15 protein-coding genes are annotated in these 17,864 nt (G+C 71.2%); 7 read left to right on the top strand and 8 right to left on the bottom strand.

Features of this window, described 5'->3' with window-relative positions:
- Window positions 1-29: 29 nt before the first annotated feature.
- The 3 genes from WMF34_RS06990 to WMF34_RS06980 all read right to left on the bottom strand — a co-directional run bounded on the left by WMF34_RS06990 (window position 30) and on the right by WMF34_RS06980 (window position 2,758).
- Window positions 30-278 carry a hypothetical protein gene (locus WMF34_RS06990; protein WP_437992803.1) on the bottom strand — a complete coding sequence of 83 codons (249 nt, stop codon included), beginning with the start codon at window positions 276-278 and terminating at the stop codon, window positions 30-32.
- Between the two features lie 419 nt (window positions 279-697).
- The gene (locus WMF34_RS06985; RefSeq protein WP_437992802.1) at window positions 698-1,573 is read right to left on the bottom strand and encodes an STAS domain-containing protein; all 876 of its coding nucleotides are present in this window, start codon (window positions 1,571-1,573) and stop codon (window positions 698-700) included.
- A 156-nt stretch (window positions 1,574-1,729) separates the two neighbouring features.
- Window positions 1,730-2,758, bottom strand: coding sequence for a hypothetical protein (locus WMF34_RS06980; protein WP_437992801.1), 1,029 nt, complete (start codon window positions 2,756-2,758; stop codon window positions 1,730-1,732).
- Between the two features lie 264 nt (window positions 2,759-3,022).
- Between WMF34_RS06980 and WMF34_RS06975 the strand changes: the two genes are divergently transcribed.
- The gene (locus WMF34_RS06975; protein WP_437992800.1) at window positions 3,023-3,415 is read left to right on the top strand and encodes a hypothetical protein; all 393 of its coding nucleotides are present in this window, start codon (window positions 3,023-3,025) and stop codon (window positions 3,413-3,415) included.
- A 48-nt stretch (window positions 3,416-3,463) separates the two neighbouring features.
- Window positions 3,464-4,300, top strand: a complete 837-nt coding sequence (locus WMF34_RS06970; protein WP_437992799.1) for a cyclase family protein — start codon at window positions 3,464-3,466, stop codon at window positions 4,298-4,300.
- A gap of 65 nt (window positions 4,301-4,365) precedes the next feature.
- Here the strand turns inward: WMF34_RS06970 and WMF34_RS06965 are convergent, their stop codons facing one another.
- Entirely contained in the window at window positions 4,366-4,755 is a 390-nt protein-coding gene (locus WMF34_RS06965; RefSeq protein ID WP_012233944.1) for a tautomerase family protein, read from the bottom strand.
- A 32-nt stretch (window positions 4,756-4,787) separates the two neighbouring features.
- Window positions 4,788-6,485 (bottom strand): D-glucuronyl C5-epimerase family protein, encoded by a 1,698-nt coding sequence (locus WMF34_RS06960; RefSeq protein ID WP_437992798.1) that lies wholly within the window; start codon window positions 6,483-6,485, stop codon window positions 4,788-4,790.
- A 425-nt stretch (window positions 6,486-6,910) separates the two neighbouring features.
- Here WMF34_RS06960 and WMF34_RS06955 point away from each other — a divergent pair, with 425 nt between their 5' ends.
- The 4 genes from WMF34_RS06955 (at window position 6,911) to WMF34_RS06940 (ending at window position 12,313) form a co-directional block, all read left to right on the top strand.
- Window positions 6,911-8,077: an RtcB family protein gene (locus WMF34_RS06955; protein WP_437992797.1), complete on the top strand. Its 1,167-nt coding sequence runs from the start codon at window positions 6,911-6,913 to the stop codon at window positions 8,075-8,077.
- Between the two features lie 136 nt (window positions 8,078-8,213).
- Window positions 8,214-10,004, top strand: a complete 1,791-nt coding sequence (locus WMF34_RS06950; RefSeq protein ID WP_437992796.1) for a Rieske 2Fe-2S domain-containing protein — start codon at window positions 8,214-8,216, stop codon at window positions 10,002-10,004.
- A 96-nt stretch (window positions 10,005-10,100) separates the two neighbouring features.
- A complete protein-coding gene (locus tag WMF34_RS06945; protein ID WP_012233940.1) occupies window positions 10,101-10,988 on the top strand; it encodes a serine/threonine-protein kinase in 888 nt (295 codons plus the stop codon).
- 5 nt (window positions 10,989-10,993) lie between these two features.
- Window positions 10,994-12,313, top strand: a complete 1,320-nt coding sequence (locus WMF34_RS06940; RefSeq protein WP_012233939.1) for a GNAT family N-acetyltransferase — start codon at window positions 10,994-10,996, stop codon at window positions 12,311-12,313.
- 10 nt (window positions 12,314-12,323) lie between these two features.
- On the opposite strand, the gene glgX is transcribed toward WMF34_RS06940, so the two are convergent.
- A complete protein-coding gene (gene glgX, locus WMF34_RS06935; protein WP_437992795.1) occupies window positions 12,324-14,453 on the bottom strand; it encodes a glycogen debranching protein GlgX in 2,130 nt (709 codons plus the stop codon).
- A gap of 80 nt (window positions 14,454-14,533) precedes the next feature.
- Complete coding sequence (locus WMF34_RS06930; protein WP_044964186.1) at window positions 14,534-14,785, bottom strand: hypothetical protein; 252 nt, start codon at window positions 14,783-14,785, stop codon at window positions 14,534-14,536.
- A 620-nt stretch (window positions 14,786-15,405) separates the two neighbouring features.
- Here WMF34_RS06930 and WMF34_RS06925 point away from each other — a divergent pair.
- Window positions 15,406-16,539, top strand: a complete 1,134-nt coding sequence (locus tag WMF34_RS06925; RefSeq protein WP_012233937.1) for a hypothetical protein — start codon at window positions 15,406-15,408, stop codon at window positions 16,537-16,539.
- Between the two features lie 127 nt (window positions 16,540-16,666).
- On the opposite strand, the gene WMF34_RS06920 is transcribed toward WMF34_RS06925, so the two are convergent.
- Window positions 16,667-17,860 carry a glycosyltransferase family 4 protein gene (locus WMF34_RS06920; RefSeq protein WP_157906496.1) on the bottom strand — a complete coding sequence of 398 codons (1,194 nt, stop codon included), beginning with the start codon at window positions 17,858-17,860 and terminating at the stop codon, window positions 16,667-16,669.
- Window positions 17,861-17,864 lie beyond the last annotated feature (4 nt).

Below are 17,864 nucleotides of genomic sequence, written 5' to 3'. Positions count from 1 at the left end.
CTGTGCTGAGAATGTGAGAGGCCTTCGAGCTAGAGCGCCGCGAGCGCGGCGCCCCTACAGCGCGTGGCGGTCCATCGCTCGACGTCAGCGCCGATCCGGCGGGGCGCGAGCCGCCGCGAGCGCCGGGGGAGCGCCGCGGAGCGCGCCTCTGCGCAGAGCGCAGGGCGCGTCGCGACCCGACGCCACACGACGGCTGGCGCGCCCGGGAGGGCGTTCGTCAGGGTCGTGATCGCGAGGGTGGATGAGACCGCGTGGAGCGCGATCACTGGATCTTTCATGGCTTTCTTCAGGTCGACTATCGCCCTGACGCATTGCACTGTGCGGACCAAGCCTTCACCGTGGCCAGCAGGGCAGGTCGGGCGGAAGCGCCATCGATGCGCTCGGCCTTGTGACCGCGCCCGCACGCTCCAGCGCGCCGTCCCGGGGGAGAGCTCAGAGAGGGCTCGAACGCCCCGACGCCTCCCGGCAACGAAGGAAACTCAGCCGCACGCGGCGCACGCCGCGCACTCTGTCAGGAAAGCAGCTCGACGCTCGTTGCGCCGCTGCGGGTTGCGTTCTGCATTCTGCATGCGGCGTACCAGGCTTACGTCCGCTTCAAAAGACACGAATCCGTTATACCGGACAAGCCCTTGCTGCTGGAGCAGCAGGCGCGTGCTGCGGGGGTGCTGCTCCAGCAGCAGCCCCCGGGCAAGCTGCGTCAAGGTTGGGACGGCGACGCGGGCGAAAGGCTCATCCCGGTCGCGAACGAGATCGCGCTCTGCAGGTCGCGGCGGGTCACGATGCCCGCGAGATCGATGTCGAGGCTGACGATGGCCTGGGACACCTCCGGTCGGATGCCCGTCAGGACGACCTGCGCCCCGAGCAGCCGGACCGCCCTCGCCACCTGCAGGAGGGCGCTCGCCGAGGCCGCGTCGATGTGCGGGACGCCGGTGACGTCGATGATCGCCACCCGCGCCTGCCGCTCCACCACCTTGCCCAGCAGGTTCTCCATCATCTGCTGCGCCCGCGCCGCATCCAGCACACCCACGAGCGGCAGTACGAGGACGCCCTGGCTGATGGGCACGATGGGCGTCGACAGCTCCAGGAGCGTCCTCGCCTGCAACCGGAGCGTATCCTCGAGCCGCTTCCGGTCGGTGATCACCTCGGTGAACAGCATGATCCCGCCGATCTCGCCGGTCGACTTGTACCAGGGAAAGATCTTCCAGCGCACCCAGTCGACGCTCCCGTCGGCCCGCGGGAAGGGCTCTTCATCATTCGATTCCGAGGCCCCTGCGATGCAACGCCGGTGGATCTGCCTCCAGTGCTCGGGGATCTCGGGGAAGAGATCGTAATGACATCGGCCGATGATGTCCCGCTCCTTCATGCCGAAATCTTCCCGCCAGCGGTGACTGGCCAGGATGTAGCGCATGTCCTTGTCGAACATGGCCACCGCAGCCGGGCTGTAGGTGACAAAGACGCGCGCATGCTCCTCGCTCTGGCGCAGCTCCGCCTGGAGGCGATCCCGCGCCTCCTCGGCCTCCTCCAGTTCCCGGATGCGCTGCTTCAGCTGCTGGTTCTCCGCAACGACAGCCATGTAATCCGCGTCACCGTTCATCCGCACCTCGGCTCCGTCCTGGCTTGTATATCAAAGAAGCGCGGGGCATGGCGCTCGACTGGCACACGCGTGCGCTACCGAGGAGCGGGACAAGGCTGTAGCCGTCGAGACCGGCGGCTCGCGCTCTGGCCGTCGCTAGCGGTAGGGCCCGCCCCCGGGGCCACGCAGGAGGTTGCGCTCGATCCTTGCGCGCACCTCGTCGAGCGTGTCGATGGCCCACACCATCGTGTCCGGCGCGATCGAGGGGGCGATCGGTCCCAAGGTCACGCCGCGATCGTCGATGGTAACCGGGCCAGCGCGCTCGTCGAGGGCGAGGAGGGCCACACGGGCGCCAGGGTCGAGCAGCGCGGCGGTGCGGTCGGTCTGCCGCGGATCCACACGGACGTGGAAGCGGCGATCGAACGCCTCGTCATCAACGATGATGTCCTGCCCTCCCAGCATCGTGACGAGGCCGTCGAGGAGTCGTTCGCGCCGGACGGCGAGGCCAAGGCCGAGCTCGGTCTCGAAGCTCGCGCGCGCGGTGATCCATTGGCGGCCGCGCGCCGCGCGCGCCGAGCCGACCTCGATGGGCCCCCCCTCGATCCGGCCCGTGATCGAGAGCGGCACGCTCGCGAAGGCGAGGCCGCGCGCCGAGGCGAGCGCGCGGAGCGCCTCGGCGTGCGCGGCGAGCGACGCGGCGGCGCGGAGGCCAGCGCGCGCATCGTCGAGGAGCTCGACGGTCTGCGCGGCGCTGTGGGCGGCGCGCACGATCCACGCCTCATCGGTGGATCCGTACGGCTCGGAGAGCGTGCAGCCGCCGTCGTGGATGCGGAGCTCGTAGGACGCGCGGTGCAGCGCGACGAGGTGCTCGCGGAGCGCCACGGTGAAGAGATCCCCTGTCCGGGAGGGGTCATCCGCTGCGATCGAGAACTCGATGTCGAGGTCATCGCTGCCGGTCACGACCGCGTTCACGAAGCCCAGGGTCGTCTGCCTGCGCTCCATCTCGAGGCCCAGATCGAGGGGTGGCCGGAGCCAACCGTGGACGAGGACGTACGGACGATCTTGTGTGTCGGTGAGCTCCACGGAGACGCGGCGCCCCGCGACGAGGCCCTTCGCTTCGCCGCCCCGCGCGTCGAGGCCGAGCGTCGCGGCCGCGGCCTGGACTTGCTGCTCCCAGCTCCTCATGCACGCACGCTATCCGCGCGATGCACCGGGCGCAATCATCGTAATCCCACGCGCCGCCGCCCAATGGACCTCGCCTCGCTGCGCCCCTGGTCTTCGTGAACGGAGGAGCGTCATTGTTCCTCCGACGCCAGAGCGCCTTCCTGTGGCGCGCACCTCGAGCTCAGGCCGTTCGAGCGCACCTCCCCCGAGGAGAAGGCAAGGAGTCCCCACAAGGGGACTGCGCGTCTCCCTCCGGCGCGGCGCCGAATATGCCCCCAGGGATCGATGGTGGCCATCACCAGGAGCGCCGTGTACAGCTCGGCCCGCTCCTCGGCGGTGGCCGCCTCCGTATGGATGTGGGCCGATCGTCCTCAGCACCGCCACGGTCGCGTTCCGGGCGAGCGGCGCGAACACCAGCCAGAGCACGCTGCCGCGCGCCCGCAGCTCGGAGACCGTGCGCTGGTAGACGGCATCGATGCGGAAGTGCGCGCCGCTGAACGGCCGCCCCGGCCACGCGATGCAGCGTTTGCCCGTCGTCGGCAGTCGCCGCCTGCGGCCCGGCAGGACCACGGCGACGCTCTCGATCGGCGGCACCGCCTCCCCGTGGGCATCGAGGCGGAGCGCGGCGAAGAGGAAGCCGAGGTACTCGAAGAGGCGATCCGGGCGCGAGGCCGGTGACAGAATCATCTCCGGCGGCCGGTCGCATGGCCGGCCAGGAGGGGCTCGATGCGAACGTTGATCACGACGAACCTCGTGCTCGCCGCGCTCTCGGCGGGCTGCGCGGCGGAGCAGGCGGGAGCGCGGGGCAACACCCCTGGAGGCGCTGGCGCGAGCGACATCCGCCTGCCCGAGGGCGCGCGGCTCGTCGACCTGACGTATCCCTTCGACGACAAGACCATCTACTGGCCCACGGCCACGACAGGCTTCACCCACGGTACGGTGCACCACGGCAAGACCGAGGGCGGCTATTTCTACTCGGCGTACACGCTCTGCGCGCCCGAGCATGGCGGCACGCACCTCGACGCGCCCATCCACTTCGCCGAGGGCAAATCGACAGCGGACGCCGTGCCCCTACCCCGCCTCGTCGGCTCCGCGGTGGTGGTGGACGTGTCGGCCGCCGCGGCCAGGGACAGCGACTACCTCGTGACCCCGGCGGACATCGAGGCGTTCGAGCGGGCGCACGGCGCCATCGAGCCGCTCACCATCGTGATGATCCGGACGGGCTGGGGCGAGCGCTGGCCTGACAAGAAGCGTTACCTCGGCGACGATCGACCTGGCCATACCGAGGCGCTGCATTTTCCGGGTATCGGCGAGGACGCCGCGCGGGCGCTCATCGAGCGGAACGTGGGGGCGGTGGGCATCGACACGGCGAGCATCGATCACGGCCCATCGAGGACCTTCATGGCGCATCGGGCGCTGCTCGGGGCGGATATCCCGGCGTTCGAGAACGTCGCCTCGATGGAGTCGCTCCCCCCGCGAGGCGCGCTGGTCATCGCGCTCCCGATGAAGATTCGCGCCGGCTCCGGCGGGCCGCTGCGCATCGTGGCCGTGCTGCCGCGCTGACCGCCGGAGCCGCGCCGGCGCCCTGCCCGCGCTGCCGCGCGGGCAGGCCCGCGAGCGCCCGGACGCTAGACGTTGATCCTGTAGTTCAGCTTGACCTCGTCGCCGTGCATCCCGCGAAACCCCCAGTCGTGGGCGGGCGACTCCGAGATGCAGATCTCGATGTCCTGGTGGTCGATCCCGACCTCGTCCCGGATCTTGTCGAACAGGAGCCGCACGAGCTTCTTCTTCGTCTCCACGCTGCGCCCGCTGATCATCGAGATCTCGATGATCGTATAGGCGTCGGTGCGCCCGCCCGGCGCCAGCATGTCCTCGCGCTCCATCGGGAAGAAGCGATGCGCCCGCTTGTCCTGCGGCATCTGCAGCGCCTCCATGACGCAGGCGTGGATCACCCTCGACAGGGCCTCCTTCACCGGATTGAGCTTCTCCTTGATTCCGTAGATCTTCACCTGAGCCATGGGGAGTTCTCCTGGAACAACGTCAATGCGTTTCAGTCGTCCGCGTCCTCGCCCTTCGGCCCGGGCTGCCCCGCGGCGGCCTCCTCGCCCTCGTCCTCGGGGAGCCCCGCGTCCGCCGCGCCCGGCGCCTCCGCCGCGAGCGCCATCCGCTCGGCGAGGGGCCGCTCGGGCAGCGTGAGCAGCGGGCCGTCCCCGAGCTCGCCGATCATGTTGAGGTACGCGTTCATCGCGTGGCACACCGAGTCGGTGCGCACGTAACGATCCCTGACGCTCCAGAACACCGCGCCGGCTGCCGCCTGCGGGTTCTTCACCACGAACGAGCTCTCCGGACCGTAAGTGTACTGCAAGAGCAACCGGATCGCGGCGACCACCGCGTCCTTGTACCGATCGCAGCCCTCCGTGCCCTTCTTCCGGCAGTGGTGGTACACCTCCGACATCACCTCGGCGAGCCAGCCGCTCCCGCTGCTCGACAGCGACCGCTGCCAGCGGCCGTAGCGGTAGGCGTCCTCGGGCCTGCGCCACTGCCGCTTCACGAGGTCGTCGGCGCAGCGGAAGACGGTCTGCTCGACGCGCTGGTCGCCGCCGGCCTTCGCGAAGTCGAGCAGCGACTGGACCGCCCACGAGCTCGAGATCGGGTTGGGCTTCCTGTAATCGTCGCCGAGGAAACACCCCTTCTCCGCGATCCTGGCGAGCAGGTAGTCCGCGGTCCGGGCCGCGGCGTCGAGGTACTTCTTGTTGTTCGTGGCCCGGTAGGTGCGCGACAGGGCCGAGAGGACCTGCCCCGTGTAGAGCGTCGAGTCCTTGCCCTGGACCTTCCACGCCCCGCCCTCCTGCCCGGTCAGGGCCGAGCGCACGCTGCCGTCCGGCCGCTGCATCGAGATCAGCCACTCGGCCGCGAGCACGGCGGACTCGAGGTACCTCTTGTCCTTCGTGACGCCGTGGAGCTCGAGGAGCGTGAAGATCGACTTCGACGCCGTGCCGACGACCAGCCGGCGCTCGGGCCGCTCGCGCTCCAGGTCGAACGCGTAGAAGAAGCCGCCGGCCGTGCGATCGCGCGCCTCGCGGCTCTGCATGCCCATCATGAAGCCCGCGGCCTCCGTCGCCAGCCGCAGAAGGCGCTCGTCGGGCTTGTAGGCGTGCAGCTTCAGCAGCGTCAGCGCCGTGGACGCGGTGTAAATCGTGTGCAGCTCGCGCTCGAGCCGGTCCGCGGGGGCGTGGTAGTACTTGTGAACCCCCTTGTGCCGCGGATCGATGACGCGCAGGAGATAGCCTTTGCCCTCCTCGATTCGCCGCGCGATGAGGGGCTTGTCGAGGACGCGCACCGGCACGAGCCCCTCGACGAGCTCGACGCCCTTCCCCGGGCGCTCGACGCTCTCCACCATCGACTCGTGATGATCCGGAAGCTCCACGACCAGCCGCGCGCCCGCGAGCGCGCTCGTCATCGCCGCCGCGCCGCCCGCCGCGGCCACGGCCCTGCGCGCGGCGTCCTTCAGCGCGACGCAGAGCCCCGCGTCCGACGCCTCCCCGCGGGCGATCTGCTTCCCCTCCTGAAAGCCCATCACGACAGCGCGGAAGGGGCGTTTGGACGAGAGGGCGAGATCGCACGTCACCTTGTCGCCGCCCGCTATCACCTGGCGGACGAAGGCGATGGTGCGATCGCGGAAGGCGCCATTGTCGAGCTCGGCGCCCGCGCCCCCGCCCTCCGGGGCCTGGATCGCCGGATCAGGCACCCGGGGTAGGTTCGCCGCGATCTGGGCCGCGAAGCGGTCGTCGCCGGCGGGCAGGGCGCGTGTCCGACGCTCCGCACGTTCCGCACCTTCCGCCGCGCTGGCCGTCGCGGCGGGCTTCCCGGCCGCAGGGTCCTCGCTCGGCCTGCAGCCGTCACAACCGCTCGTGGCCCCACACGACAGAGCGGCGAAGGCCGCCAGGGTTGCGATGGAGAGCGCGCGAGCAGACGGCATGAACAAGGACCCCGGAAGCAGCGATTTCGACGCGTATCAAGAACCCAGAGGTCCCGCAAGGCCGAACGGGGTAGCCGCGCCCCTCGCGATTCGCCCGCACGCGCCCCTCGCGATTCGCCCGCACGCGCCCCTCGCGATCGCCCGCACGCGCCCGTCGCTGTTCGCCTGCGTGCGCCCCGCGCTACTCTGCCCGCATGGGACCCGCGCAGATCAAGGGCAAGAACGTGGACATCAAGCTGTGGACCCGGCCGGACGAGGTCGAGGAGATCGCGCTGGAGCAGCTGCGGAACATCAGCGCCCTGCCCTGGGTGTTCCACCACGTCGCCGCCATGCCCGACGTCCACTTCGGCAAGGGCGCGACCGTCGGCTCGGTCATCGCGATGCGGGACGCGGTCGCGCCGGCCGCCGTCGGCGTCGACATCGGCTGCGGGATGGGCGCGCTCCGCACGAACCTCACCGCGGCCGATCTGCCCGACGACCTCCGGCGGATCCGCGGCGACCTCGAGCGGGCGATCCCCGTCGGGTTCGCGGCCCACGACGCCCCGCCGGAGGGGTTCGAGCGCCTCCCGCTCTGGGACGAGTTCGCGAGCCTGAGCCCGAAGGTCCAGGGGCTGTTCACGCGGGCGCGCTGTCAGCTCGGCACGCTGGGGGGCGGCAACCACTTCATCGAGCTCTGCCTCGACACGGACGGCGGCGTGTGGCTGATGCTCCACTCCGGCTCTCGCAACATCGGCAAGGAGCTCGCCGAGATCCACATCGCCACGGCGAAGAAGCTCGCCCACAACCGCGACCTGCCCGATCGCGATCTCGCGGTGTTCCTCGCCGGCACCCCGGAGATGAAGGCCTACCGGCACGACCTCTTCTGGGCGCAGCGGTACGCGCGGACGAACCGCGAGGCCATGTTCCACCTCGCCGAGGGCGTGCTGCGCCGGCACTTCCCCGAGCTCGCGATCCAGGAAGCCATCACTTGCCATCACAACTACGTGGCAGAAGAGTGTCATTTCGGTGAAGACGTGCTGGTGACGCGCAAGGGCGCGATCCGGGCGGGCAAGGGCGAGCTCGGCATCATCCCCGGCTCGATGGGCACGCGCTCGTACATCGTCCGCGGCCTCGGCAACCCCGAGGCGTTCGAGAGCGCCTCGCATGGCGCGGGGCGCAAGATGAGCCGCGGCGAGGCGAAGCGGCGCTTCACGGTCGACGACCTGGCCGCGCAGACGGCCGGGGTCGAGTGCCGCAAGGATGGCGGCGTCCTCGACGAGATCCCCTCCGCCTACAAGCCGATCGAGCGCGTCATGGAAGATCAGCGCGATCTCGTGGAGGTCGTCGCCGAGCTCCGGCAGGTCCTCTGCGTGAAGGGGTGAGCGGCCGGCGCGGGTCCGGACAGGGAACTTTTCGCGGCGGCCGCGTTCGTGGCCCCGCCCCGCCCCGCTCTCGGCTACGATGCGCATCGCTCTCACGATGCGCGCCGCGCGGCGCGCGCCTCCGCGCGGAGAAGCCATGAAGTCGGACTGGATCGATCTGGGCCCCCTCTCCGAATTTCCGGCGGAGGTGCCCGTGCTGCGCAAGGACGACACGGGGCGGCGCTTCGCCTGCGTCCTCCGCGGCGGCGAGGTCCACGCGCTCGACGATCGCTGCCCGCACCAGGGTTACCCGCTCTCGCAGGGCGCGCTGCGCGGCGGCGTGCTGACCTGCGCGTGGCACAACTGGAAGTTCGAGCTGGCCTCGGGCGCCTGCACGTTCGGCGGCGAGCCCGTGCGGCGCTACGCCACCCGCATCGACGGCGGGCGCGTGCACCTCAACCGGGCCGTCGACACAGCGGCCGAGGTGCGGCGCCTCGTCGCCGGCCTGCGCGAGGCGATCCTGCGCGACGAGCCGGCGCGCGCGCTGCGCGAGGGCCTCCGGCTGGGCGCGCTCGGGCTCCACCGGGGGGAGACCGGCCTCGGCAGCCTGCACCTCGCGTTCGAGGTGCTCGCCAAGGACGGGGCGGAGCGCGCCGAGTACGGTTTCGACCACGGCCTCGCCCTGCTCGCGGACCTCTGCGCCTGGGTCGAGCGCGGCAGGATCCCCGCCGAGGAGGCGTTCGTGGTCGCCGCCCACGCGATCGGCGAGGCGTCGGCCCGGCTGGGCCCCCGCGGCAAGGGCTCCGGCAAGGTGGGGGCGCGCTCGCCCCTCGCGCGCATCGCCGACTTCGAGCTCGACGAGCCGGCCAAGGTGAGCGAGGCGCTCGCGGCGGAGCGCCGCGACGAGGCCGAGGCGCGGATGCGCGAGCTCGTCGAGATCCGCGGCACGGCCGGCGCGCGCCGCGCGCTCATGCCCTTCGTCGCGCAGCACCTGTACGACTACGGGCACGGCGCCATCTTCCTCTCGAAGGCGCTCGAGCTGGCCGAGCGGTTCTCGTCCGCCGCCGACGAGGTCCTCGCCGCCTCCACGGTGCAGCTCGCCTGGGCGACCGCCGACACCAGCCTGCCCCCCTTCACCGCCACGCGCGCCACGCTCGCGCGCCTCGCCGATCTGCCCCTGCCCGGGCCCGACAGCGCCGCGGCGGCCACGCGCCCGGACGCCGCGCCGCTCGAGGGCGCGGAGCGCGCCGCCTTCGAGGCCGAGGTGCTCGCGGGAGAGCAGCCGGCCGTCGAGGCGACCGTGCGCTGGCTCGCGCGCGGCGCCGGGCCGCTCACGCTGCTCGGCGCGATCGGCCACGCCGCCGCCGTCCGCCTCGCGCGCTTCGACTCGGCCTGGGAAGCGCGCCTCGACGCCGAGGTCGGGGTGCTCGACGTCACCCACGCCGTCACCTTCGCGGAGGCGGCGGCGGCGCTCGGGCGCGAGGCCCTCCCGCGCGAGGCGGCGCAGCTCGCGGTGCTCGCGGCCGGCTTCGTCGGCAAGCTCCGCAAGGCGGACGCCGCCGCGCCGCGCGCGTCCGCTGCGACGACGGCTACGACTACCCGCGCGCGAGGCGGCGGGCTGCTCCAGGCGGTGGAGGCGCGCGACGTCGGCGCGGCGCTCGCGATCGCGCGGGAGCTCGACGCCGCGGGTCGCCGGCGCGCGTTCGCCGAGCTCGCCCCCTTCGCCGCGTTCGACGCCGCGGTGAGGCCCATCTTCACGGCGCACGCCGTGAAGACGCTCGAGGCGCTGGAGCGGCTCGAGTCGTCCGATCCTCAGCCCGACGGCGCGTACCTCGCGGCGCTGCTCACCCACGTCGTCCCCGTCCGGCCGGAGCTCTCCGCGCGCCGGATCGCGGCTGTGGCCAAGAAGTTCATGTCCGATGGGCGACCACCCGATGGGCTGTATTGAGCCGGCCGCCCGCCCGGTGGCCCGCCCGCTGGCCCTCCCGGTGGACAGAGACCAGAGAGACGTGCACTGGTGCGAGCATCATTCATACTGCCTGCTATGCGGCTTGAGCCTGGATCCCACGTAGCGCCGCACCTGACGCTCGACACCCTCCTCCGGATGGGAGGCGTCGGCAGCATCTGGACGGCGCATCACCTCGGGCTCGACAAGGAGGTCGCCGTCAAGTTCATCTCTGCGTCGCTCGCGACCGACGCGACCGCGGTCGCCCGGTTCCACCGCGAAGGCGCGCTCATGGCGAGGATCAAGAGCCCTCACGTGGCCGAGGTGTACGAGCACGGCGTCGCCGCCAACGGCCTCTCGTACATCGTGATGGAGCTGCTGCGGGGCGAGGAGCTGTCCGACCGGCTCGCGCGCGCCGGGCGCCTCCCCCTGGAGGAGACGCTCGCGCTCGTCTCGCAGCTCTGCACGGGGCTCACCGCGGCGCACAACCTCGGCGTCATTCACCGGGACATCACGCCAGAGCACGTCTTCCTCGCCGACACCGGCGGAGGCACCTGCGTCAAGCTGCTCGATTTCGGGGTGGCCAGGGGGGATGTCGACCCGGACGGGACCACGCTGACGAACACGGGCGCGGTGGTCGGCAGCCTCGTTTATATGAGCCCGGAGCAGTTCTTCAACCCGAAGCTGGTCGACGGCCGCTCGGATCTCTGGTCCGTGGGCATCATGGCGTACCACGCGCTCACCGGCGCGCCGCCGTTCGAGCAGAAGGGGATCGAGGCCCTCCTCGGCGCCATCCGGCTCGGCACCTTCTCACCTCCGAGCCAGCGTTGCGCCGAGATCACCCCCGCGCTCGACGCGTGGTTCGTCAAGGCGCTTGCCCGTGAGCCGTCCGGCCGCTTCGGATCGGCCGAGGAGATGTCCGAAGCGCTTCGCCGGGCCGCCGCAGGGCCGCCGGGCCCAGGGAGCGCGCCTCCCAGGGTAGATTGACCGGCATGGCGCGCACCCGCACCCCGAGCCGTTCCAACCATGAGCTCGTGTTTCGCAGCGCCCGCAAGGGCGAGGAGGGCACCCTCGCGACGGTCGCCTACCGCGCGTTCCAGGCGGGTGATCCAGAGGCGTGGCTGCGGTATTTCACCGAGCACGCGCACCTCGCGCTCGACAACGTGATCGTCGCGGAGACCGACGGCCAGCTCGTCGGGTACGTCGCCTCACTCGACCTGACGATGAGCTTCGCGGGCGCGGACGTGCCGTTCCAGGGCCTCTCGTCCGTGGCGGTGCTGCCGGAGTTCCGCCGCCGGGGCATCGCGGATCGGCTCGTCCGCGAGAGCCTCCGCCGCATGCGCCGCCGGGGCGAGGCGCTCACGCTGCTCCACCCTTTCCGGCTCTCGTTCTACCGGCGGTTCGGCTTCGGCGTCTGCGAGCTCCGGGACGTCGTGCGCACCTCCCCCGATCGGCTCCCGGACTCGGTGCTGCGCCGCCACGTGCGAGCCTTCTCTCGCCCGCGGGACGAGCCGCTCATCAAGCAGGCCTACGACGTCGCGCGCGCCGAGACGACGGGGCAGCTGAAGCGGAGCGACTACTGGTGGGACGTGCGCGTCTTCAAGCGCTCTCCGAGCGGCGCCGTCTACGTGGATCCGGGCTCCAAGGCGATCGCCGGCTACCTGTTCTTCGACGTCCCGGAGGGCGGCGCCTACGGCGCCCAGCAGCTGCTCGTCCGCGAGCTCCACGCGCCGACGCCGGGCGCTTACCGCGGGCTCATCGGCTTCCTCGGCGCGCTCGGCGATCAGTACGAGGTCGTGGAGCTGACGCTCCCGCGCGGCCAGGGCGCGCCGCTGCTCGACGAGCCCGGCATCCGCGACGAGCCGATCGTGTACGAGACGGCGGCCCGGCACCCTGGCCTGTGCCCGCCCGCGCACACGGCGCAGCGCCGCAGCGTCCTCGGCCTGACGGCGGCGGGCGCGATGGGGCGCATCGTCGACGTCGCCGCCGCGCTCGCGCTTCACCCGTCGCCGCGGAAGCACGGCGTCCGCGGCGCCATCGGCGTCGACGTCGAGGACCCGGTGTTCACGGACGCGCCGCGCGCCTTCGACGTCACCTTCGCGGCGCGCGGCGTCCAGACGGCGCCCGGCAGCACCGCGGGCGATCGCCTCTCGCTCTCCATCGAGCGGCTCACGCAGATCTATTTCGGCGCCTCCTCGGCGCGCGATCTCCTGAGCCAGGGCTTCGTGGTGGGCAGCGCCAAGGCGGCCGCCCTCCTCGACGCCGCGTTCGCCGGCCCCCCGCTCTTCCTGGGCGCCTTCAACGCGTTCTGAGCGCCCCGCTCTAGGTGCTACGCCGGCTGCGGAGGAAGAGCTTGAGCGAGCGCGACGTCAGCGCCGTCTCTTCGCCGCCTCTCCGCGTCTCGACGGCGGCGTCGTCCTGGGTGTCCACGAGGAGCTGCCACGGCCTGGGATCATCGGCGAAGGGCAGGAGGAAGCCCAGATCGCACGGCGACGCGTTGAGCAGCAGGACGAAGTCGTCGTCGATCAGCCGATCGCCCTCCTCGTCCACGTCGTCGAGCCCCTCCCCCGACAGGAACACGCCGAGGCACTGCGTGCACGGGTTCGACCAGTCCTCGTCGGTCATGAGCTCTCCGTCCGGGCGATACCACTGGATATCGTAGGTCTTGCCGCCGCGGATCGGGCGCCCCTTGAAGAAGATCGAGCGCCTGAGCGCCGGGTGCTCGTGCCGGATGCGGAGGCATTTGCGCGTGAACTCCAGGAGCGCCCGCGACGGCTCGTCCCAGCCCCACGGCTGCCACGTGAGCGGGCTGTCCTGGCAGTACCCGTTGTTGTTTCCCTGCTGCGTGCGCCCCCGCTCGTCCCCGTGGAGGAGCATCGGAGTCCCCTGCGAGAACAGGAGCGACGCCATGATGTTCCGCATCTGCCGCGCCCGCAGCTTCAGGATCTCGGGGTCGTCGGTCGGCCCCTCGACGCCGCAGTTCCACGAGCGGTTGTCGTCGGCGCCGTCGCAGCCCCCCTCCCCGTTCGCCTCGTTGTGCTTCTCGTTGTACGAGACGAGATCCGCCAGGGTGAAGCCGTCGTGGGCCGTGACGAAGTTGATGCTCGTGTACGGCTTTCGCCCGCTGTTCTCGTAGAGGTCGCTGCTCCCCGTGAGCCGGAACCCGAGATCGGAGGCGATGCCGCCCGAGCCGCGCCAGAAGTCGCGCAGCGTGTCCCGATAACGACCGTTCCACTCGGCCCAGCGCACCGGGAAATTGCCCACCTGGTAGCCGCCGGGGCCCACGTCCCAGGGCTCGGCGATGAGCTTCACCTGGCTGAGCACCGGGTCCTGGTGGATGATCGTGAAGAAGCTCGAGAGCTGGTCGACGTCGTGGAGGCCGCGCGCCAGCGCCGCCGCGAGGTCGAAGCGGAATCCGTCCACGTGCATCTCGAGGACCCAGTACCGCAAGGAGTCCATGATCAGCTGGAGCGTCTGCGGGTGACGCACGTTGAGGGTGTTCCCCGTGCCCGTGTAGTCGAAATAATAGCGCTCGTTGCCAGGGACGAGGCGGTAGTAGGTCGGGTTGTCGATGCCGCGCAGGCTCAGCGTCGGGCCCAGGTGGTTGCCCTCCGCCGTGTGGTTGTAGACGACGTCGAGGATGACCTCGATGCCGGCGGAGTGGAGCGCCTTCACCATCTCCTTGAACTGCCGCACCTCCGACGCCACCTCGGCGCCGGCGCGGTACCCGACGTCCGGCGCGAAGAAGCCTATCGAGTGGTATCCCCAGTAGTTCCGGAGCCCCTTGTCGAGCAGGAATTTCTCGTGAACGAAGGCGTGCACGGGCAGGAGCTCGATGGCCGTGATGCCGAGAACCCTTAGGTATCCGATGATGGCCGGGTGGGCGATGCCAAGGTAGGTCCCGCGGAGCTCCTCCGGGATCTCCGGGTGCTGCATCGTCATGCCGCGGACGTGCGCCTCGTAGATGACGCTGCGGTGGAACGGCACGTACGGGCGCCGGTCTCCGCCCCAGTCGAAGGACGGGTCGATGACGACGCCGAGCGGGGCGCCGAGCGCCTCCCCCTCGGCCATGACGAGGTCGCCGTCGGGCTCACCGCTCCGGTGGGCGAACGCGCCGGCGTCCCACTGGACCCGCGAGGCGAGCGCCTTCGCGTACGGATCGAGCAGGCGCACCCGCGGGTTGAAGCGCAGCCCCCGCTCCGGCGCCCACGGGCCGTGCACGCGATACGCGTATTTCTGCCCCGGTCCGACCTCCGGTACGTAGACGTGCCAGACGAGGGAGGTGCGGTGACGGACCGGCAGGCGTTGCTCGTTCCCCTCGTCGTCGACGAGGCACAGGTCCACCGCCTCGGCGTTCTCCGAGAAGAGGGCGAACTGCGTTCCAGCGCCGTCCCATGTCGCGCCGAGCGGGTACGGATCCCCGGGGCGCATCCCTTTGCGCTTGTAGCTCATGCTGGTCTCGATTTCGGGATCCACGGCCGGGGCGCGGCGCCCCCTCGGGCCTCGTCACCCCGGCCGGCGTGCTTGCGCGGCTAGGCGACGTGAGCGCGCCGGCTGCCCATGGCGTCGGTCACGACATCCGCGACGCTCCGCGCCATCCCCTCCGCGATGCGGAGCGCCTGGGCCTGATCGCCCTCCGGAGTGCACATCCTGAGGCGCTCGATCACGTCCACGAGCCGCCGGGCTAGCTCGCACGCCTCGGTCATCGAAGCTGGTGCCTCGACGGAGGCCCTCCGCGGGAGGGAGACCATCTCTTCGCTCGGCGTCATCGTGGTTGACATCATGCCTGGCTCCTTGTCGGTGATGGCTGCGGTCCGCACCCCCGAGAGCAGGCGTCGTGCCAGCGCGCCTGCCGTGTGGATGCTCACCGCAGACACAACGGTAGGTGCTCAGCCGACAGACTGGGCGGCACAAACCGCCACAGGTGGGGCGATTTGTCCCCCCTCACAGCGACCGCCGCTCGGCAAAGCAGGCGGCGCGTGGAACAGCCAGGCGCAAAAATTGAAGACGCGATGCATGCCGTAAGGGTTCGCTGCACGGTGGCTGTTCGGGACGGCCGTTCGGGCTCTGCCGGGGTGTGCTCGAGCTTCCATGGCCTCTGCGCACCCTTGCGCGGGCGAGCGGGCGGACTGGGCCGCGTGCGCTCGCTGCTTGCGGGGCGAGGACGGCGTCGCGCGCGCCTCGCGGGGGGACGAACGTGGCGAGCACGATCACGACGCACGCCCCGTCGCGCGCCGTCCGGGAGACAGGTGGGCCGCGCTCCGCGCGGCGTCGCGCGAGACCGTGAGGTGATCTTGATCGCTGCGCGGCCCCGAGGCGGCTATGGCTACGCTCGGGGGGGCCAGGTTAGTATCCGTTCCGCCGCGGCGGCCGCCGGTCCAACGCGTCGCGGTCGAGAGAGCTCATGATCGGAACACTCCAGGCGAAGATCCAGTATCTCAAGAACAAGAACCTTCACAACTGGCTCGGCGGCTACGCCCGGCAGAGGATCGAGAACGCCCGTGCTCCGCGTCCGCTCGGCCCGCGGCACCTGCTCTTCGCGGTCTGCGATCATTGGGAGCCAGGGTGGGAGAACCCCACACCGGAGGTCGCCGACGCGCGGGTGACGGCGTGGTCGAAGGGGTATCCCGAGATGGCCGGCGCGTACCGCGACGCGGACGGCCGGAACCCGCGTCACAGCTTCTTCTTTCCGGGGGAGCAGTACGCGCCCGGGTGGCTCGACGCGCTGGCGGACCTCACGCGCCGCGGCTTCGGCGAGGTGGAGCTGCACCTGCACCACCACAACGACACAGAGGAGAACCTGCGCGCGGACATCCTCAGGTACCTGGACATCCTGGGGAAGCACGGGCATTTCTCGCGCGACCCGGACGGGCGCATGCGTTACGGGTTCATCCACGGCAACTGGTGTCTGGCGAACTCCGGGCGGGACTCGCGGAACTGCGGAGTCGACGCGGAGCTCCCGCTCCTCTTCGAGACGGGCTGCTACGCCGACTACACGTTCCCGTCGGCCCCCGACGAGTCGCAGCACTCCATCGTGAACCAGATCTACTGGCCGACGGGCAACCTGGCGCGCCGGAGCGCCCACGCCGTGGGCGCGCGGGCCAAGGTCGGCGAGGTGCTGGAGGACCGGATCCTGATGATCGAGGGCCCGCTCGCGCTCGCGCTGACGCGCCGGGGAAGCCGGGTGCGGATGCGGATGGAGTACGGCGCGCTCCAGGCGATCGACCCGCCGACGCCGGATCGGGTGAAGACGTGGGTCGATCAGAACATCCATATCGAGGGGAGGCCCGAGTGGGTGTTCGTCAAGGTCTACACGCACGGCGCGCCCGAGGACCAGGCGGCGTCGCTGCTCGGCGCCGGGGGCCACGAGCTGCACCGGGAGCTCACCACCCGTTACAACGATGGCAAGGAGTGGGTGCTCCACTACGTGACCGCGCGGGAGATGTACAATATCGCGATCGCCGCGCTCGAGGGGAAAACGGGCAATCCCGGTGACTACAGGGATCACCGCCTGAAGCCGCCGCCCTGCGCGAGCTGACGAAGCCACGCCCCCCTCCGACAACACCGCAGGCCCGGCGCATAGGCGTTCACCAAGCGTCGCGCCGCGTCCTCCTACCTCCGAACGTTTACGTTGGTTGTCTGTCGCGCGGGCCGGACTGCTCGCCTCAGCATGGCCCGCGACCGCGCTGCTCGCCGAGGACCTCCTTCAGGAGCGCGTGATAGCGCTCCCCCACGACATCCCATGACAGCGCCCCCACGCTCCCCCGCAGCGCCTCCGGCTCCCATGCCGTATCCAGCGCTCGCGCCAGCGCGGCCCCGAGCGCCCCGGGATCGCCGGGGGGGACGAGGAAGCCATTGCCCCCTTGCCCTTCGCGGACGAGCTCCGGCACGCCGCCGACCCGGGTTCCTACGACGGGGCGGCCCGAGGCGAGCGCCTCCAGGACGACGTTCGGGCAGCCCTCGCGGCGGCTCGGCAGGCAGAACACGTCGCACGCGGCCATGTAGTCCGGGATCTCCACGGGCAGCGCCCAGCCGAACAGCCGCACGCGATCGCCCAGGCCGAGCGCGCTCACCTTCGCGCGCAGCGGCTCGAGCAGCTCGCCACCGCCCACCATCATCAGGTGAATGTCGCGGCGGCCCGCCCGGTCGAGGTGCGCCATCGCCTCCACGAGGACGTCCACGCCCTTCTCGGGAACGTGATAACCGGCGTACAGCACCACCTTCGCGTCCGCCGGGACGCCGAAGCGCCGCCGCGGCTCGGCCCGATCCCGGATCGCGAACCGCGCGCCGTCGACCGCGTTGAGCTGCACCACGACGCGCTCCCGCGGCACCCCGAGCTCCACCAGGCGCTCCCCGAGCGCCCCGCTCACCGCGACCACCCGGGCGCAACGCTGGAGCGCCGGCGCGATCTGCGCCCGCAGCGCGGGGTTCCTCGGCTGCTCGTTGATGTCGCTGCCGAGCACCGTCGTGACGACCGGCACCCCCGCCTCCCGCGCGAACGCCTCCGCGGCGACGGTATCGGGATAGGCCCACGCGGCCAGGATCGCGTCGTACGGAAACTCGCGCCGCAGCCCCGCCATCGTGCGCCCGAGCGACGCGCGGAGCGCCCGCGCGTGCAGGCTCGGCAGCCCCGGGACCGACCAGTACGTGGGGAACAGCGCGTCGATGCCGGTGTGCGCCTCGCGCGTGCCGCCGAAGAGCTCCCGGGACGCCCCGCGCGCGCGCGTCCACCAGGGGATCGGGGCCACGAGCCGGAGCTCGCAGCGGCGCGCGAGCGCCCTGTACGTGTGATAGCTGTACGGCGCCATCGTCGGCAGCCGCGTGGAAGGGTAATGATGGGTGAAGACGAGTACCTTCATCGCG

The sequence above is a fragment of the Sorangium sp. So ce145 genome (genome assembly GCF_051525985.1).
In the GTDB taxonomy this organism is placed as follows: domain Bacteria; phylum Myxococcota_A; class Polyangia; order Polyangiales; family Polyangiaceae; genus Sorangium; species Sorangium cellulosum_B.
This window is presented reverse-complemented; position numbering and strand designations above follow the sequence as displayed.

Bases quoted from the DNA above. Each gene is read 5' to 3' on its own strand.
- WMF34_RS06990 (WP_437992803.1), bottom strand. From the start codon at position 278: ATGAAAGATCCAGTGATCGCGCTCCACGCGGTCTCATCCACCCTCGCG.
- WMF34_RS06930 (WP_044964186.1), bottom strand. From the start codon at position 14,785: ATGATGTCAACCACGATGACGCCGAGCGAAGAGATGGTCTCCCTCCCG.
- WMF34_RS06950 (WP_437992796.1), top strand. From the start codon at position 8,214: ATGAAGTCGGACTGGATCGATCTGGGCCCCCTCTCCGAATTTCCGGCG.
- WMF34_RS06955 (WP_437992797.1), top strand. From the start codon at position 6,911: ATGGGACCCGCGCAGATCAAGGGCAAGAACGTGGACATCAAGCTGTGG.
- WMF34_RS06985 (WP_437992802.1), bottom strand. From the start codon at position 1,573: ATGGCTGTCGTTGCGGAGAACCAGCAGCTGAAGCAGCGCATCCGGGAA.
- WMF34_RS06980 (WP_437992801.1), bottom strand. From the start codon at position 2,758: ATGAGGAGCTGGGAGCAGCAAGTCCAGGCCGCGGCCGCGACGCTCGGC.
- WMF34_RS06945 (WP_012233940.1), top strand. From the start codon at position 10,101: ATGCGGCTTGAGCCTGGATCCCACGTAGCGCCGCACCTGACGCTCGAC.
- WMF34_RS06940 (WP_012233939.1), top strand. From the start codon at position 10,994: ATGGCGCGCACCCGCACCCCGAGCCGTTCCAACCATGAGCTCGTGTTT.
- WMF34_RS06920 (WP_157906496.1), bottom strand. From the start codon at position 17,860: ATGAAGGTACTCGTCTTCACCCATCATTACCCTTCCACGCGGCTGCCG.
- WMF34_RS06925 (WP_012233937.1), top strand. From the start codon at position 15,406: ATGATCGGAACACTCCAGGCGAAGATCCAGTATCTCAAGAACAAGAAC.
- glgX (WP_437992795.1), bottom strand. From the start codon at position 14,453: ATGAGCTACAAGCGCAAAGGGATGCGCCCCGGGGATCCGTACCCGCTC.
- WMF34_RS06975 (WP_437992800.1), top strand. From the start codon at position 3,023: ATGGTGGCCATCACCAGGAGCGCCGTGTACAGCTCGGCCCGCTCCTCG.
- WMF34_RS06970 (WP_437992799.1), top strand. From the start codon at position 3,464: ATGCGAACGTTGATCACGACGAACCTCGTGCTCGCCGCGCTCTCGGCG.
- WMF34_RS06965 (WP_012233944.1), bottom strand. From the start codon at position 4,755: ATGGCTCAGGTGAAGATCTACGGAATCAAGGAGAAGCTCAATCCGGTG.